This is a genomic window from Brachybacterium netajii (SeqCode), from assembly GCF_054114245.1.
The window spans coordinates 1-15,699 of record NZ_JBSYXB010000015.1 but is presented as its reverse complement, the minus strand read 5'-3'; the positions used below and the strand labels follow the sequence as shown (position 1 = coordinate 15,699).

The 15,699-nt window shown below is 67.7% G+C and carries 16 protein-coding genes and 2 pseudogenes; 13 read left to right on the top strand and 5 right to left on the bottom strand.

Annotated elements, in window-relative coordinates; all coding sequences use genetic code 11:
* Window positions 1–502: 502 nt before the first annotated feature.
* From ACXET9_RS16000 to ACXET9_RS15990, 3 genes are all read left to right on the top strand, one after another.
* Entirely contained in the window at window positions 503–979 is a 477-nt protein-coding gene (locus ACXET9_RS16000) for a MazG-like family protein (RefSeq protein WP_457887678.1), read from the top strand.
* A gap of 72 nt (window positions 980–1,051) precedes the next feature.
* Complete coding sequence (locus ACXET9_RS15995) at window positions 1,052–1,462, top strand: hypothetical protein (RefSeq protein WP_457887677.1); 411 nt, start codon at window positions 1,052–1,054, stop codon at window positions 1,460–1,462.
* A gap of 81 nt (window positions 1,463–1,543) precedes the next feature.
* The gene (locus ACXET9_RS15990; RefSeq protein WP_457887676.1) at window positions 1,544–2,587 is read left to right on the top strand and encodes a Gfo/Idh/MocA family protein; all 1,044 of its coding nucleotides are present in this window, start codon (window positions 1,544–1,546) and stop codon (window positions 2,585–2,587) included.
* On the opposite strand, the gene ACXET9_RS15985 is transcribed toward ACXET9_RS15990, so the two are convergent.
* The gene (locus tag ACXET9_RS15985; RefSeq protein WP_457887675.1) at window positions 2,577–3,107 is read right to left on the bottom strand and encodes a hypothetical protein; all 531 of its coding nucleotides are present in this window, start codon (window positions 3,105–3,107) and stop codon (window positions 2,577–2,579) included. The two genes, ACXET9_RS15990 and ACXET9_RS15985, sit on opposite strands and share 11 nt — an antisense overlap.
* A 224-nt stretch (window positions 3,108–3,331) precedes the next feature.
* Between ACXET9_RS15985 and ACXET9_RS15980 the strand changes: the two genes are divergently transcribed.
* From ACXET9_RS15980 to ACXET9_RS15950, 7 genes and pseudogenes are all read left to right on the top strand, one after another.
* A complete protein-coding gene (locus ACXET9_RS15980; protein WP_457887674.1) occupies window positions 3,332–4,108 on the top strand; it encodes an IclR family transcriptional regulator in 777 nt (258 codons plus the stop codon).
* Window positions 4,109–4,271: 163 nt separating this feature from the next.
* A complete protein-coding gene (locus ACXET9_RS15975) occupies window positions 4,272–5,675 on the top strand; it encodes a GntP family permease (protein WP_457887673.1) in 1,404 nt (467 codons plus the stop codon).
* Between the two features lie 156 nt (window positions 5,676–5,831).
* The gene (locus ACXET9_RS15970; protein ID WP_457887672.1) at window positions 5,832–6,461 is read left to right on the top strand and encodes an NADPH-dependent F420 reductase; all 630 of its coding nucleotides are present in this window, start codon (window positions 5,832–5,834) and stop codon (window positions 6,459–6,461) included.
* A gap of 158 nt (window positions 6,462–6,619) precedes the next feature.
* A complete protein-coding gene (locus ACXET9_RS15965; RefSeq protein WP_457887671.1) occupies window positions 6,620–6,997 on the top strand; it encodes a winged helix-turn-helix transcriptional regulator in 378 nt (125 codons plus the stop codon).
* Window positions 6,998–7,014: 17 nt separating this feature from the next.
* The gene (locus tag ACXET9_RS15960; RefSeq protein ID WP_457887670.1) at window positions 7,015–7,323 is read left to right on the top strand and encodes a hypothetical protein; all 309 of its coding nucleotides are present in this window, start codon (window positions 7,015–7,017) and stop codon (window positions 7,321–7,323) included.
* A gap of 55 nt (window positions 7,324–7,378) precedes the next feature.
* Window positions 7,379–7,762, top strand: a pseudogene (locus tag ACXET9_RS15955) (helix-turn-helix domain-containing protein); the annotation flags it as partial.
* 194 nt (window positions 7,763–7,956) lie between these two features.
* Window positions 7,957–8,460 (top strand): hypothetical protein, encoded by a 504-nt coding sequence (locus ACXET9_RS15950; RefSeq protein WP_457887669.1) that lies wholly within the window; start codon window positions 7,957–7,959, stop codon window positions 8,458–8,460.
* Between the two features lie 576 nt (window positions 8,461–9,036).
* On the opposite strand, the gene ACXET9_RS15945 is transcribed toward ACXET9_RS15950, so the two are convergent.
* The 4 genes from ACXET9_RS15945 to ACXET9_RS15930 form a co-directional block, all read right to left on the bottom strand.
* Window positions 9,037–10,863 carry a hypothetical protein gene (locus ACXET9_RS15945; protein ID WP_457887668.1) on the bottom strand — a complete coding sequence of 609 codons (1,827 nt, stop codon included), beginning with the start codon at window positions 10,861–10,863 and terminating at the stop codon, window positions 9,037–9,039.
* Between the two features lie 261 nt (window positions 10,864–11,124).
* Window positions 11,125–11,766 (bottom strand): arsenate reductase ArsC, encoded by a 642-nt coding sequence (locus ACXET9_RS15940; RefSeq protein WP_457887667.1) that lies wholly within the window; start codon window positions 11,764–11,766, stop codon window positions 11,125–11,127.
* Window positions 11,767–11,774: 8 nt separating this feature from the next.
* Window positions 11,775–12,206 (bottom strand): arsenate reductase ArsC, encoded by a 432-nt coding sequence (locus ACXET9_RS15935; protein ID WP_457887666.1) that lies wholly within the window; start codon window positions 12,204–12,206, stop codon window positions 11,775–11,777.
* A 34-nt stretch (window positions 12,207–12,240) separates the two neighbouring features.
* Window positions 12,241–12,606 (bottom strand): ArsR/SmtB family transcription factor, encoded by a 366-nt coding sequence (locus ACXET9_RS15930; protein ID WP_457887665.1) that lies wholly within the window; start codon window positions 12,604–12,606, stop codon window positions 12,241–12,243.
* A gap of 81 nt (window positions 12,607–12,687) precedes the next feature.
* On the opposite strand from ACXET9_RS15930, the gene arsB reads away from it, so the two are divergent.
* The 3 genes and pseudogenes from arsB (at window position 12,688) to ACXET9_RS15915 (ending at window position 15,598) form a co-directional block, all read left to right on the top strand.
* Entirely contained in the window at window positions 12,688–13,779 is a 1,092-nt protein-coding gene (arsB, locus tag ACXET9_RS15925) for an ACR3 family arsenite efflux transporter (protein ID WP_457887664.1), read from the top strand.
* Window positions 13,780–13,802: 23 nt separating this feature from the next.
* Window positions 13,803–14,231 (top strand): annotated as a pseudogene (locus ACXET9_RS15920) (arsenate-mycothiol transferase ArsC).
* Between the two features lie 26 nt (window positions 14,232–14,257).
* Window positions 14,258–15,598 (top strand): FAD-dependent oxidoreductase, encoded by a 1,341-nt coding sequence (locus ACXET9_RS15915; RefSeq protein WP_457887663.1) that lies wholly within the window; start codon window positions 14,258–14,260, stop codon window positions 15,596–15,598.
* The last annotated feature ends 101 nt before the right edge of the window (window positions 15,599–15,699 follow it).

Genomic DNA, 15,699 nt, shown 5'->3' with positions numbered 1-15,699 from the left:
GCCCGTGTCGCGAGCGCGTCCAGACTGTTCCGCGTCGACTCCAGCAGGCGCATCAGATCCACCAGCGCCCCCGGCGACGTCTCCATCAGGGCCTCGAGGCCCGGCGCGGATGCCGTCAATGCTGATGCCTGCGCCATCCACCACCGCACCAGGCCATCCATACCCCCAGCAGCAGTCCCGGCATCTTCGCCCGCCCCGCGCTGACCACCCCGACCCCCTTGGCCACGTTTCCCGCCCATCCCGACACCCCCTCCCCTGCATCCCGCCGACCCCACGGTCGACCCGCTGTTCATCGATCCATCATCGAATTCACCCCCATCATCGACAATCCATGAACAGCAAAGAAACAGCCTGTGGATATTTGACCATTGGGGAGGAGTGAACAGCGACTTCTCCTCCCCACGATTCCTCCATCCACATTCGCCATCCACATTCCTGATTTCCCTGTGGAAACATCGGATTGGGGAGGAGAAGTCGATCACGCACTCCTTCCAAGCGGATGATGAGGCGCCATCTCATGGTCGCGATCGCGCGCACCTATCGGCAGTCCGAGCAGCAGCATCGCGACGCCGGATCCGGGACCGGGCACGCCACCGCAGACGGGGCCTGGCGCGAGAATGGCGTCATGGACTCGAGCATCCCCGACATCCAGGACCGCGTCTCCGACGGCATCGCCCGCCTGAGCGAGTGGATCGATGCGGGCAATGCGCACCGCGATCCCGAGGCGGCGACCTGGGCGCGGATCGCGAAGATCACCGAGGAGGCCGGCGAGGTCGTCGCCGCGCACATCGGCGCGACGGGGCAGAACCCCCGCAAGGGCACGACCCACACGCCCGAGGACGTGCAGGAGGAGCTGATCGACGTGGCGGTCACCGCGCTCGCGGCGCTCGAGCATCTTCGCGGCCATGACCGTCGGTCGATCGCGCTGCTCGAGGACAAGCTCGTGCGGACCCTGCGCCGGGCAGGGCTCGAGGACTGACGGCGTCGCGCCTCAGTCGCACCTGACAGGACTCGTCCGCACGCGCATACTGGAGGGGCGAAGGAGGCATCCATGGTCGACGACGACTCCCGCCGGAAGGTCCTCGCGCTGAGGGCCGATTCTGCTGAGCTGACGATCCGCGGCGGCGCCCGGCGCCGCGGTGCACGCGAACGGGCCGACGCCCACAGCCATCTGTTCACGACGCTCGGGCCGCTGCCCGCCCCCGCCGAGACGGACCTGTTCGGCAGCGCCGCGCAGCGGGCCCTGTACGTGTTCTACGAGGAGGGCCACATCTGCGTCGGCGTGGTGCTGGATCCGCCGGTGTCGGTGCATGCGCCGTCGTCGGCGGCCCTCGAGGAGCGGGTGCGCGCGCATGTCGCCGAGCATCGCGGCGTGGTCCGCGCCGACGTGCACCCCTTCGGGAAGCGGGTCGAGCGCGATCAGGCGATCGGGATCCTGAGGACGCTCCTGGCCGACGCCTGAGGCCGACCGGTCATCCCCCGGCCCGCGAGATGGAAGCATGGGTCCCCACGACATCCATCGCAGGAGCAGGGAGATTCATCGATGACGATCCGCATCATCCATGTGGGCCTCGGAGGCTGGGGCGGCGACTGGGCGCGCACCGCGATCCCCGCCGTCGAGGAGATCGAGGTGGCGGCGATCGCCGACCCCAGCGAGGCCACGCTCGCGGCGGTCCAGGAGGCTCTCGGCCTGTCCGACGAGCAGGCGTTCCCCTCGCTGACGGCGGCGCTCGCGGCCGTCGAGGCCGACGCCGTGGTGATCACCGCCCCGGCGGTCACCCATGCGCCGCTCGCCCTCGAGGCGCTCGCGGCGGGCAAGCACGTGATCGTGGAGAAGCCCTTCGCGAACTCCCTCGCCGAGGCCGCCGAGGTCGCCGCGCGCGCCGAGGAGCTGGGCCTCGTGGTGCAGGTCAGCCAGAACTATCGCAACTATCCGGCGCCGCGGGCGGCGCAGCGTCTGCTCGCCGAGGGCGCGATCGGCGAGGTCGCCTCGCTGAGCATCGACTTCCGCCAGTGGGACAACGACAAGGCGTTCGACGCGCACCCGCACTACCGCTTCCCGCATCCGCTGCTGTACGACATGGCGATCCACCACGTGGACCTGCTGCGGAAGGTCACCGGCCAGGAGGCCGTGCGCGTGTACACGAAGGTGAAGGATCCGTCCTTCAGCAAGTACGTGGAGGAGGCGCAGGCCGTGATGACGATCGAGATGGCCGACGGCCTCGTCGTCAGCTACCGCGGCAGCTGGGTGGACCGCGGCGAGCCGACGCCCTGGGCGGGCGAGTGGCGGGTCTCCGGGGAGCTCGGCGAGCTGTCGTTCACGAGCCGCGGGGGCGGCGCCTACGCGGATCCGACGGAGAAGGAGCGCGTGACGCTCCGTCTCGTCGGCGAGGAGCCGCAGGAGATCGAGCTGGAGGACATGGAGCTGCTGGGCCGTGCGGCGGGCCTGCGGATCTTCGCCGACGCGATCGAGAACGGGACGGTCCCGGAGACCTCGGGCCGGGCGAACCTGGGCAGCCTCGCGCTCATGGAGGCGGCGGCGCGCTCGGCGGCGTCCGGTCAGGTCGAGGAGGTCGTCATCCCCTGACGGGGCGAGAGGCGCGGGCGGCGGGGCAGGGCTGCTCCGCCGCCGTCGTAGCGGTCGACGCCGCCGCGCCGGTCGACGCCGCCGTGCTGGTCGACGTCGCCGCCTCCGAGAGCTCCGGGAGCGGCCGGGATCCGAGCAGCAGGGCGAGGGCGGCGGAGACCAGCAGCAGCGCCATCGCGGAGAGCGGTCCGGCGGTGAGCGAGTCGAAGACGAGGCCGCCGAGCAGCGAGGACAGGGCCGCGGCCGCGGCGAGGGCGCCCGCGGTGCGCATGCGGTCCCGGCTGCGGAGGCTGACGCCGCCGGCGATGAGCGCGAAGATCGTCAGCACCATCGCGAGCATCGGGAAGACGTCGCCGTAGCCGAAGAGGGTGGCGCTGTACCAGGCCTCGAGCGTGTACACGGTGGGGATCTCCCCGGTGGTCGTGTCCATCGGACCCGACCAGGGCACGCGCCAGGTGGGGGCGAGCATGACGACGAGCGCGCCGAAGGCCGTCGCGACGGCGCCGATCCGTGCGATCATCCCGGCGCCTCCCTCCGACCTGCCTCAGATCTGGCCCCGACGGATCGCGGGGGTGCAGAACACCATCGTCCCGGACTCCGGAGCCCCTGCGGGCCCAGGGCCTGCATCGTTGTCGAACGGTGATCGGTTCGTCCCCTATCCGCGGCTGCGGTGGACGAGCGGGCCGCCCCGGTGAGGCCGGCGCTACGCTACCGGCCAGCCCACCGCCGGAGAGGAGCGATGCCATGCCCGGTCCCACCGATCCGGTGCCCGAGGTCCGTCGGGCCCTGGAGGTGCTCGACCTGCTCGCCGACGCCTCCGCACGGCCCACGCCGACGACGGAGATCGCCGATGCGCTCGGCATCGCCGCGGAGGACGCCGACGCCCTGTGCGCGGTCCTCGAGGACGGCCGGATGATCCGTCGGACCGACGGCGGCTACCGGCTGGGCATGCGGACCGCGGAGCTCGGCGGCCGCTTCTCCTCGCAGTTCCATCAGGTGCGGGAGTTCTTCCCCGCCGTCGAGCAGGAGGAGGACCTGGCCGGGGAGCTGGTGCAGATCGCCGCCCGCGACGACCTCGACACGCTTTACCTGGTGCGCTACGAGGGGCGCGAGCACCGTCTGGGCTCACCCCTAGGCGCCCGGCTCCCCCTCGTGCTGACGGCGACCGGCCTCGCCATGCTCTCGGCCCTGCCCGACGACGCGATCGAGGACGTCCTCGCGCGCACCGAGATCCCGGCGCTGACCTCGCGCTCCGACTCCACGGCGACGCAGATCCGGGCCCGGGTCGCGGAGGCCCGCGAGCGCGGCTTCGCGATCGACGACGGCCGCTCGACGGCGGGCATCACGGGCATCGCCGCTCCCCTGCCGCCGTGGCACCCCTCGGACCCGCTCCTCGCCGTCGGCTCCGCGCTCCCCTCCGCCGAGCTCGACCCCGAGCGGACGGCCCGGATCGGGGCGGCCGTGCAGCGCGTCGCCGCGGCGCTCACCCATCCGCTCGGCAGGGACCTCTCCGGTCGCTGAGGTCCAGCGAGCTCCTCGCTCTTCTCTCCTCACGCCCTCCTCGCTCCACGCCGCTCTCCTCGCTCCTCGCCACCCTGGCGCGCCGCCCGTTCGGCAGGGCAGAGTCTGACGTACGCTGACGCACCCCCATCCGTCGGGCCATCGTCGACAAAGGAGTCACGCCATGGACGACCTCGTCCTGAACTGGGATCTCGGCACGGGCGGTCTGCTGATCCTCGCCGTCGCGGCGATCGCGGCCCTGCTCGTCATGATCATGGCGCTGCGCATGCACGCCTTCCTCGCCCTGCTGATCACGAGCCTGCTCACCGCGGTCGCCGCCGGCGTCCCCGCGAACCGTCTGCTCGAGGCCATCGGCTTCGGATTCAACTCGACGCTCGGCAACGTCATGCTGCTCGTCGGCCTCGGCGCGATGCTGGGGCGGATGATCGAGGCCTCGGGCGGCGCCCAGGTGCTCGCCGAGAAGATGATCGACCTGTTCGGCGACCGTCGCGCCGGCATGGCGCTGTCGATCGCGAGCCTGCTCATGGGCTTCCCGATCTTCTTCGACGCCGGCCTCGTGGTGATGATGCCGATCATCTACGCGGTCGCCCGCCGCACCGGCGCCTCGTTCCTGTCGATCGCGTTCCCGAGCGCCGTCGCCTTCTCGGCGATGCACATCTTCTCCCCGCCGCATCCCGGTCCGGTCGCGGCCGCGAACATCATGGGGGCCGACGTGGGCCTCGTGCTGCTCGTCGGCCTCGTCTTCGCGCTGATCATCTGGGCGGCCGTCGCGCCGATCGCCGGGAAGGTCCTCGGCGACCGCATCCCGGTGCCGGTCCCCACGATCCTCGGCTCGGAGACCGAGGAGACCGGCTTCGAGTCGCGCCCGTCGGTCCCGGCGATCATCTCGATGCTGCTGCTGCCGCTCGTGCTGATCCTGCTGAACACCGGCCTGAACACCGTCGCCTCGGCCACCGCGGATCGCGACGCCTTCCTCGCGCAGCCGCTCGTGCAGGTGCTGCGCACCCTCGGCGAGACGCCGATCGCGCTGCTGATCACCGTGCTGGTGTCGATGGTGGTGCTCGGCTGGGGCGCCGGGAAGTCCGGCACCCTGATCGAGAAGATCCAGGACTCGGCCCTCGGCCCGATCTGCTCGGTCGTCGTCGTGACCGGTGCGGGCGGCATGTTCGGCGGCGTCCTGCGGCTGACGGGCATCGGCGACGCCGTCGCCGGCTCCCTCAACAGCATCGGCCTGCCGGTCATCGTCGCGGCCTTCCTCATCGCGCAGATCGTCCGCATCGCGCAGGGCTCGGCGACGGTCGCGCTGACGACCGCGGCCTCGCTCATGGCCGCCGTCGTCGCCGCGGGCGACTTCTCCGCGATGCAGATCGTCGCGATCGTGATGGCCATGTCCGCGGGCTCCGTCGGCGTCTCCCACGTCAACGACTCCGGGTTCTGGCTGGTCTCCCGCTTCTTCGGGCTCACCATGAAGCAGACCCTCGCCAGCTGGACGATCGTCCAGACCGCCATGGCGCTCGTCGGCTTCGCGCTGTCGCTCGTGCTGTACGGGGTGGCGTCGGTGGTGTGATGCCGGCGGTGTGCCGACGGGTGGGACGACGGCGGGATGACGACGGGACGACGCCGTGTGATCCAGGAGCACCACCCCTTGCAACTCTCAACGAGAGTGCTACTCTCATTTTGAGAGCATCAAGGTGATGCGCCCGATCTACGCAAGGAGTTCCCCATGAGCACGACCTCTCTTCCCGCCGTCACCGTCATCGGCGCCGGCAACATCGGCGCTGCGGTCGCACAGATCGCCGTCGCCGCCGGCTCCGCCGTGCAGGTCCTCGCGCGCGATGCGGCCCGGGCCGCCGCGGTGCCCGGCGCGACCGCGGGCACGATCGGGGAGGCGATCACCGGCGACCTCGTCGTCCTCGCCCTGCCCTACCCGGCCATCGCCGAGGTACTCGCCGCCTACCCTGACGGCCTGGCCGGGAAGGTCCTCGTGGACCCGAGCAACCCGATCGACTTCGGCACCGGCGACATCGTGATCGATCCCGTCGGCTCCTCCGCCGCCGCCGAGATCGCCGCGCAGGTTCCGGGCGCAACGGTCCTGAAGGCCTTCAACACGAACTTCGCCGCCGCCCTCGCCTCCGGCACCACCGGCACCGCCACCACCGCGGTGCTCATCGCCGGCGACGACACGGACGCGAAGACCGCACTCAGCGCCGTCGTCACCGGTGGCGGCCTGCGCGCCGTCGACGCGGGCCCCCTGAAGCGCGCCCACGAGCTCGAAGCGATCGGCGCCGTGCAGATCGGCCTCGCCGTCACCGAGCAGACCCCGTGGACGGGCGGCTTCTCGATCGTGGCGTGATCGACGACGCCCTCGGGGCGGGCCGGACCCTGCGGTCCGGCCCGCCCCGAGCTGCTTCTCCGCCTCTCCGCATCCTGCCCGCGGCGCGAGGGCGGCGCGAAGGCCGCACGCGCGCGGGCTACGCTGGCGCGAGCAGCAGATGGAGAGGTGACGCCCCGATGAGCGCCGAGATGTTCGACCCGTACAGCAGGACCTGCCCCTCCCGTCGGGTCCTCGACGAGATCGGCGAGCTCTGGACCGTCCTGATCGTCGGCGCCCTCGCCGACGGCCCCCTGCGCTTCAAGGACATCACCGCGCGCGTCGACGGCATCTCCTACCGGATGCTCACCCAGACCCTGCGCACCCTCGAGCGCGACGGCCTCGTCACGCGCACCCAGTACCCCGAGATCCCGCCCCGGGTCGAGTACGAGCTCACCGCGACGGGCACCGAGCTCGTCGCACCGCTCCACGCCCTGGAGACCTGGGCGACCTCCCACATGGCCGGCATCCTCGCCGCCCGCGAGGAGTTCGACGCCGCGGCGGAGCAGCAGGACTGATGGGCGGGGCGGGCGCCATGACCGGACGACCGGAGATCGTCTGCCTCTGCGGAGCACTCCGATTCGCCGCCGAGATGCGCGCCGTGAACCGCGACCTGACGTTCGCCGGGATCATCGTCCTCGCACCGGGCGAGGCGGGCGAGACGAGCGGAACGATCTCCGCCGAGCAGAAGGACCTGCTCGATGCGCTCCACCTGCACAAGATCGACCTCGCCGATCGCATCCTCGTGGTCAATCCTGATGGTCGCATCGGCGAGTCCGTCCAGCGGGAGATCGCGTACGCGAGGAAACTCGGGAAGCCCGTCGGCTTCACCTCGTCGCCATAGGCTGCCCGGCCAGCGTCACCAATCCGGTGGCGAATTCGCAGGGGCCTGTGCACGGGTGGCGCGATCGGGGCTGACGTTCAGTGACAGGTCGGAGATCCCGACAGCATCGAAGGCGGGCTGTTCGGCGCGGAGGATCGCTCGTCACCTGGGGCGATGCCCCTCGCTGATCTCCAGGGAACGTCACCGGATCACGGCGAGCGCTCGCGGCCGGCAGGCCGTCACCACGGGCATGAGAGCGCAGCATCGCCGGGCACGTCCGCCGCAGCGGAAGGCCTCCGGGGATTCCGGGGACTCTGTGCTCACAGCGCGGACGGAGGCGGATCTGGCCGCGTCCTGGACGCCGAACGAGATCGCGGAGGAGATCTACCGTCGCCTCCGCCGCCGAATCGGCTCGCTGACCACGGCAGATCCCTTGGCCGGACAACCAGCCGGCGAGCCCCACGTTGCTTCGACTCATGGACACCACCGGCGGTTGACACTCTTCCAGGGCAGGAGGCAGGTCAGCCGCCGTGCAACCTCCTCTCGGAGCACCGCGACGTCGCTCTCTGACGTATCAGGACTACGCAGAGATGCGATCAAGGTCGAGAGCATGGGCCGACGGCTGAAGCGCGATGCAGTTCCTAGCGTCTAGACATGACCGATCACAACCCGTCGCCTTCTCCCGCTCCCGCCGCCCCCGTCTCCACGTCCACGCGCCGCCGCCTCGGGCTGCCGCTCGTGGCGACCATCGGGCTCGCGCTGCTCGCGGCGCCCCGTGTGATCCTCCATGACCTCGGCATCATCCACGAAGGCACCGCGAACAACGCGCTATTCGTCTTCCTTCCGCCAATCGTGTGGATCATCGTCGTCCTCGTCGCGAAGGCGCCCAATCCGTTCGTCACCATCCTGGCGATCGGCGTCTGCTACGGGATCTTCCTTGCCGTAGGGCATCAGCTCCTGTGGGGCATCGCGTTCACGGACAACCCGCCCCGGCTCGGAGGCAACCTCGCCGCACTCGACCCCGCCATCCAGGCCGTCATCCTGCGCTCCTTCGCCGCGCTGTCGAGCCTCATCACCGGCGCCATCGCCGGCGCGATAGCGGGCCTCGTGGCCTGGGGGCTAGCCGCCCTCGCCCGCCGTTCCCGCCTGCCCCGCTGAGAGAGCTGCGATGAGCAGATCACCCGAGCTTCCTCACCCCGGCGTCCTGCGGATGCTGAGGGTCGACCTCCTCGCCCTCGCGTTCGTCAGGCGGGGAGCGTCCCTTCTGCGCTGGCCATCACGTTCGTCTGCCTGATCCCCGTTGCCTCCATCGTGACCGCGGTGGTGGCAGTCGTCATCGACCGAAGGCTGTCCGCGCGCCGGACGGAGAAGGACTCGCACGATGACTGAGCGAGGTGGATGGGCGGTCTGACGGATCGCGAGCTGAGTCGACGCGAGCTGCTCATCATGTCAGGCATCACGGGCGCCGGTCTGCTCTCACCGCGGCCACCTGCGAGAGCCAGCTCATCACGCATCAAGCCCCGGTCTTGGACATCGAGCACAAGGTGGGCCCGGAGGGGATCGAACCCTCGACCCGCGGATTAAAAGTCCGACAGAGCATGCAGAGCAAGCCACGTTATGGCTGGTCAGGGAGCTCACATAGCTAGACCGTGACCGACGGACGCCATCGCGTTGCTGTCATCGTTGCTGTCAAGGGATGGAGGTGCTTCCATGCGCGTTACACCCAAACCACGCTCACACTGCCCGGAAACTCCGAATTGCGGATACACATGATGCCGCAGAATCATCATCGCCAACTTCTGTCGCTAGACGCCTAAAGTCCTTGAGGCGAGCAATCCAAACCCTGTAATCCTCTACGCCATCTAGCGAAGTCAACTTCGATAGAACTGCAGACCAGTCCTGCCTGTACCATAACGAGACCCCGTCCAACGCACACGCCGCAAGCACACCAGCAACGAGGAGTGCATTCTCCTCATCACACATAGCCGCCGCAGCATAGTCCGCCTCCCTAAATGCGCTTAAGCTGGCCGTGAAATGATGAGGTTCCACATCGCCCAGTATATCAATTAGCAAAGAATTCGCATCAACTAGCTCAATTCCGCTGACGAACGCCGCAACTTGCAACCAGTCGTGATCAGGGCTATTGACCTTTAACCAGAGCTTGTCTCTGCGCATCTCAATTGAAGCGCACTCCACTCCCAAGATTCCCACCCCGGCAGTAATTGCCGTCTTCACATCCCTGGGCGAAATATAGCTCCGCACCTTAAACTCTCCCCCGAGCCGGTCGAGTGCGAGATTCAGGCCGCTCCAAACAGAGAGAACGGTCTCCAGATAAGCGAGATACACGTCGATAAACTGCTCAGGCGAGAATGTTTTGCCCTGAATGGTAACCTGATCGCCATCCAAGTCATCCACTCCTCCGTGCCCTCCGGCGTGACGAAAACTCGGCTCAAGCCCCTCAGATATCGGAATCTCCGGAAAACGCCTATCGGCCGCTTTTAGAGCAAATCCACCACTCCTATTTACGAATGAGTCATACTCGCGCGGGTCGCAAGCCACTAAAGTTGCAACAGCGTGCCGCAATACGCCATCTCGAAGAGTTGCAACACACCGAACTGCACTATTGACAATATCCAGCTCCCCTGAATCTCCAGAATTCACGACAAGATTTGCTGCGCTAAGTGATCCTGAGAGGTTTGACTGCGCCATGGCATGTTGTCTCCGCCACGCTTCCTCCCGTCCCAACCCCAAGAAGGCAACGGACCTCCCAAGAGCATCCGCAACACTGTCCCGAATAGCGCTGAAGCGATCAAAGTCAAATTGCGTGAGCGCCAGAATGCGCATCATCTGGTGCTCAACGCCGGATCCACTTACCGATCCCGTACCTTCAATGCGTCTGAGCTCAAGCTCCAGTGCCTCGATTGTGGCCGGGTTGCCCAGTCGGTCGCGAATGGCCCGGCCAGCACTGTTAGCTACCTGGAGTGGGTCTGAGCCTTCTGAAACTTCGCCCGCCCAGATCAGCTCTTCGATTTGCTCAAGATGATATTCACCCAGCCTAATTTCAGCGTTGCCTTCAGCTTCACACCTTTGCGCCTCGTTCATGTCTGGGGCGCACATGGCATCAAGGAACTTCTCGTATCCAGCCCGCAGTTGCCCGAGTGCGCGCCCGATGAGCTTTCCTAGATTTCTATTTGGTCGAAGTTGGGGTAATTGCCAAGAGAGCGCAACGCTATCAAGCTGAGAGAAGGCAGTTACAAGGACTTCCGGCCCCCCGTTCCCACGGGACGCTTTCGCCAACGCGCGTTCAACTGCTCGAGTTGTTTCGTCTACTTGGCGCTCAAGCTGACTCAGATCAGCAACGGGTAGCGAAGTCGGAGTAATTCGGTTCGCTTGAAATTCGTCCACCAGATCGATTCTCCGAGAGAGATCCTGCTGACGCTCATCAGGCTCGGGACCTCGCCCGCAGTTAATGCACGAGCGAGCGAGGATCCGTTGCTCGTTGCAACGCTCGCAGATCACATAGTCGAACGCTAGCTGGAGATTACGCTTATGCTGGGCCATTCGACTTTCCGTGGGTCTATAGGTGCAGTTTTATCCGGCGAATTGTAGGTGCCGCTTACAGAGCGAGTGACACGGTGAGCGCTGAGGCCCGCAGCGTAGCGAGGACCGGAAGCGATCACGTGCCACTCGCGGCGGGCGGCGGAGCCGCCCCTTGAAGGAGTATAGAAAGTTCTCACGAGTGCAGCGCGGACCAGGACAGACCTGGAGGTCCCAAATGCCAGCGAAGATTCACTCGTCTGCGGCTCTGAGGAGAGCTGCTGGTCAGGGAAGGATGTCCTTCAGCAGCCGGCGGACTCGTATGTCGATCTCCTCACGGACTTCACGTGCCTGCTCAAGGGAGCTGTCTGCGGGGTCGTGGAGGTCCCAGTCTTCGTAGATTTTGCCTGAGTAGATGGGGCAGGCGTCTCCGCAGCCCATAGTGATGACAACGTCGGCAGCGCGGACGACGTCGTCAGTGAGGGGCTTGGGGAATGCCAAGGTTAGATCGATCCCTATCTCTCGCATCACTTCCACGGCACGCGGGTGGAGCGCTTCGCTGGGTGCGGATCCGGCGGAGCGGACGTGCACTCGACCGGCCGCGTGATGATCCAGCAGCGCGGCAGCCATCTGGGAGCGTCCCGCGTTCTGGACGCATACCAGCAGCACTTCGGGGACGTCGTGCGGGGCGGCACCCTTGGACTGTGCGAGTGCGGTCAATCGGTCTCGGGCGAAGCGCTCGGTGAGAGAGGGCAGGTGCGAGGTGATCGTGGAGGTGCGAGCGAGAGCGGTGTAGGACTCGAAGACGTATCGGTCGACCGTTTCGGCGGCGAAGATTCCGGTGAATCGGTGGGAGAGGTCCTCGGCGATGCTGTGGAGGACGTGCTCGGTGTTCAGGAGTGAGGGGGTCTCGCGCGGCGTTGCCATCACGGTCCTCAGCTCTCAGCTGGAGTGGTCGGGGCGTGCTGCGGCAGGAGGCTGGCGATGAGCTCCTCGATGCGGGTGCGGATCTCATCGCGCACCGGGCGGACTTCCGCGACGCCCTTGCCGGCGGGGTCCTCGAGCTTCCAGTCCTCGTACCGCTTGCCGGGGTAGTAGGGGCAGGCGTCGCCGCATCCCATGGTGATGACCACGTCGGAGGCCTGGACGGATTCGGGAGTGAGGATCTTCGGGTTCTGGTGGGAGATGTCGATGCCGACCTCCGCCATGGCCTCCACCGCTGCGGGGTTGATCGAGTCGGCGGGGGCAGACCCGGCGGAGCGGACCTCGATGCGGTCTCCGGCGAGTTCCCGCAGCCACCCGGCTGCCATCTGGGATCGACCGGCGTTGTGGACACAGACGAACAAGACGCTGGGGCGAACGGTCATGAGGGTCTCCAGACAGGGGTGCGAAAGATGGGGTTCAGGCGATGTCGAGGAACGCACGGAGCTCGGCGAAGGCTGACGGGACGACGGAGTAGTGGGCCCAGCGGCCCTTCTGCTCGCGCGTGAGCAGGCCGGCGTCGACGAGCTTCTTCATGTGGTGGCTGACGGTGGGCTGACTGATGCCGAGCGGCTCGGTGAGATCGCACGCGCAGACCGACTCGCGGCCCTGGGCGGCGACGTGGGAGAGGAGTCGGAGGCGTGTGGGGTCGGATAGCGCCTTGAGCAGGGTGGCGATCCGCTCGGCGTCGATGGTGTCGACCGGGCCTGCGGACAGCGTGCAGCACTCGTCAGAGTCGGTCCTCGCCGCGAGTCCGGTGGCTGTGGCGTCGGTCGTCGTGGTCATGCCCTCACCTTACATTGACAGTCATCGATGTGGAACATAGCGTACGCATCGATAACCGTCAATGGAAGGTGCCGAGGCCTGATGAGTACGACCACCAAGGATGTGGAGCAGCCGCGCGTGATGAAGGGGATGTCCTTCCTCGATCGCTGGCTCCCGGTATGGATCCTGGCCGCCATGGCCGTGGGGCTCCTGCTGGGGCGGTTCGTCCCCGGCCTGAACACCGCGCTGGAGGCGGTGAAGATCGGGTCCGTGTCCCTGCCCATCGCGATCGGGCTGTTGGTGATGATGTATCCGGTCCTGGCGAAGGTCCGCTATGACGAGACTCGGCGCATCGGCGCGGACCGGCGCCTGCTGGTGACTTCGTTGGTGCTGAACTGGATCGTCGGACCGGCCCTCATGTTCGGCCTCGCGTGGATCTTCCTGGCCGACCTGCCGGAGTACCGGACCGGCCTGATCATCGTGGGTCTCGCGCGCTGCATCGCGATGGTGCTCATCTGGAACGACCTCGCCTGCGGTGACCGCGAAGCTGCCGCCGTGCCGGTCGCGATCAACTCCGTTTTCCAGGTGATCGCCTTCGGTGCCCTGGGCTGGTTCTACCTCCAGACGCTGCCGTCGTGGCTGGGGCTGCCGACCACGTCGGCCGAGTTCTCGATCGGCGCGATCGTCCTCAGCGTGCTGATCTTCCTCGGGATCCCTCTGGTCGCCGGCTTCCTGACCCGTGTCCTCGGGGAGCGGGCGAAGGGCCGCACCTGGTACGAGGAGCGGTTCCTCCCGAAGGTCGGCCCGTGGGCGCTGTACGGGCTGCTGTTCACCATCGTGCTGCTGTTCGCTCTCCAAGGCGACGCGATCCTCACCTCGCCCGGGGACGTCGCCCGGATCGCCCTGCCGCTGCTGGCCTACTTCGTGGTCATGTTCCTGGGAGCGTTCCTGCTCGGCCGGGCGATCGGCCTGGACTACGCCAGATCCACGACGATGGCGTTCACCGCCTCGGGCAACAACTTCGAGCTCGCCATCGCCGTCGCCATCGGCACCTTCGGCGTGACCTCAGGACAGGCCCTCGCCGGTGTCGTCGGCCCCCTGATCGAGGTCCCCGTCCTCGTCGCCCTCGTCTATGTCGCCCTCGCGATGGGCCGCCGGCTCTTCCCCGGCGACCCCACCGTCCCCACCCGATGACCCAGCAGAGAGATCCCCACGCGATGACCACGAAGCGCCCCGCAGTCCTGTTCGTGTGCGTGAAGAACGGCGGCAAGTCCCAGATGGCGGCCGCCCTCATGCGCCATCACGCCGGAGATGCCGTCAAGGTGCACTCCGCCGGCACCCGACCCGGCACCGCCCTCAATGCCCAGTCCGCTGAGGCGATCGCCTAGGTCGGCGCGGATATGTCCTCCGCCGTCCCGCAGCCGGTCACCCCCGAGCTGCTGTGCAGCGTCGACCACGTGATCGTCATCGGCGGCGAAGCCGTCATCGAACCCGTCGAGGGGATGACCGCGCCGGTCACCATCTGGCACACCGATGAGCCTTCCCTGAGGGGCATCGACGGGATGGAGCGCATGCGCCTGGTGCGCGACGACATCGACGCCCGCGTCCGTGCACTCCTGAACGACCTCACCGCTACCGCGAACTGACCGCGCCCGCAGCAAGGAGACCCATCATGCTCACCACCGCAACCAACTCGAATCCTGTCGTCGTGATTGGGGCTGGCCCTATCGGCCTGGCCGCTGCCGCCCATCTCTCCGAGCGCGGCCTGCCGTTCCTCGTCCTCGAGGCGGGACCCGCAGCAGGAGCAGCGATCGCCGAGTGGGGGCACACCCGGCTCTTCTCCCCGTGGCAGTACAACCTCGATGCCGCCGCGCGGCGTCTCCTCGAGGCCGACGGCTGGACCGCTCCCGACGTTGACGCCCTGCCGACCGGTCACGAGCTGCGCGAGCAGTACCTCGAGCCCCTCGCCCAGCTTCCGCAGCTCGCCGAGTCGATCCGCTACGACGCACGCGTCACCGCTGTCTCCCGAGCCGGCATGGACAGGACCCGCACCGCGCGCCGGGGGGAGACCCCCTTCCTCGTTCGGATCGAGACCGCTGACGGACACAGCGAAGACGTCTTTGCTTCCGCTGTGATCGATGCCTCCGGCACCTGGTCCACCCCCAATCCGCTGGGCCAGGCCGGTCTCCTTGCTCCCGGTGAACGAGAGGCCCTCGCGGCGGGCCGCATCACGCCGCCGCTGCCCGATGTGCAGGGCCGTGATCGCGATCGCGTCGCCGGCAAGCGTGTCATGGTCACCGGCGCTGGCCACTCGGCCGCGAACACCCTTCTGGCACTCGAGGAACTGGATTCGACCACCGCGATCACCTGGGCCGTCCGCACCGCGGACCTCACCCGCGTCTACGGCGGCGGGGAGCAGGACGAGCTCGCGGCCCGAGGAGCGCTCGGCTCGCGGCTGCGCCAGCTGGTCGACTCCGGACGCATCAAGGTCCTCACCTCCTTCACCATCACCCGCTTTACCGGTGAGGACGCGCTGACCGTGCATGCTGTGACTCCGGACGGGGAGCGCGAGGTCACTGTGGACGTGCTGGTGCCTGCGACCGGGTTCCGTCCTGATCTGGGGATGCTCTCCGAGCTCAGGCTGAACCTGGACCCGGCGGTCGAGGCCCCCGCCCAGCTGGGACCGCTCATCGACCCCGAGTTCCACTCCTGCGGCTCTGTCGAGCCTCACGGGGAACGAGTCCTCGCCCACCCCGAGAAGAACTTCTACATCGCCGGCATGAAGAGCTACGGACGCGCCCCCACGTTCCTCATGGCGACCGGCTATGAGCAGGTCCGCTCCATCGCAGCGTCTCTCGCTGGCGACCGCGACGCAGCGGACGCGGTCCACCTCGAACTGCCCGAGACCGGCGTTTGCACCACCGATCTCGGCGGCAGCTGCGACACTCCCACCGCGACCAGCGCTACGTGCTGCTCCAGCACGCAGCTGATCACGCTGTCCGTCGGCCGGTGAGTTCCCTATAAACCATTGCACCTGGCGATGCTCAATCGCTGGCGGCGGCATTGACGGCTCCGATGCGCACAGCACAAACAGCACCCCTCGTCTACTGGGGA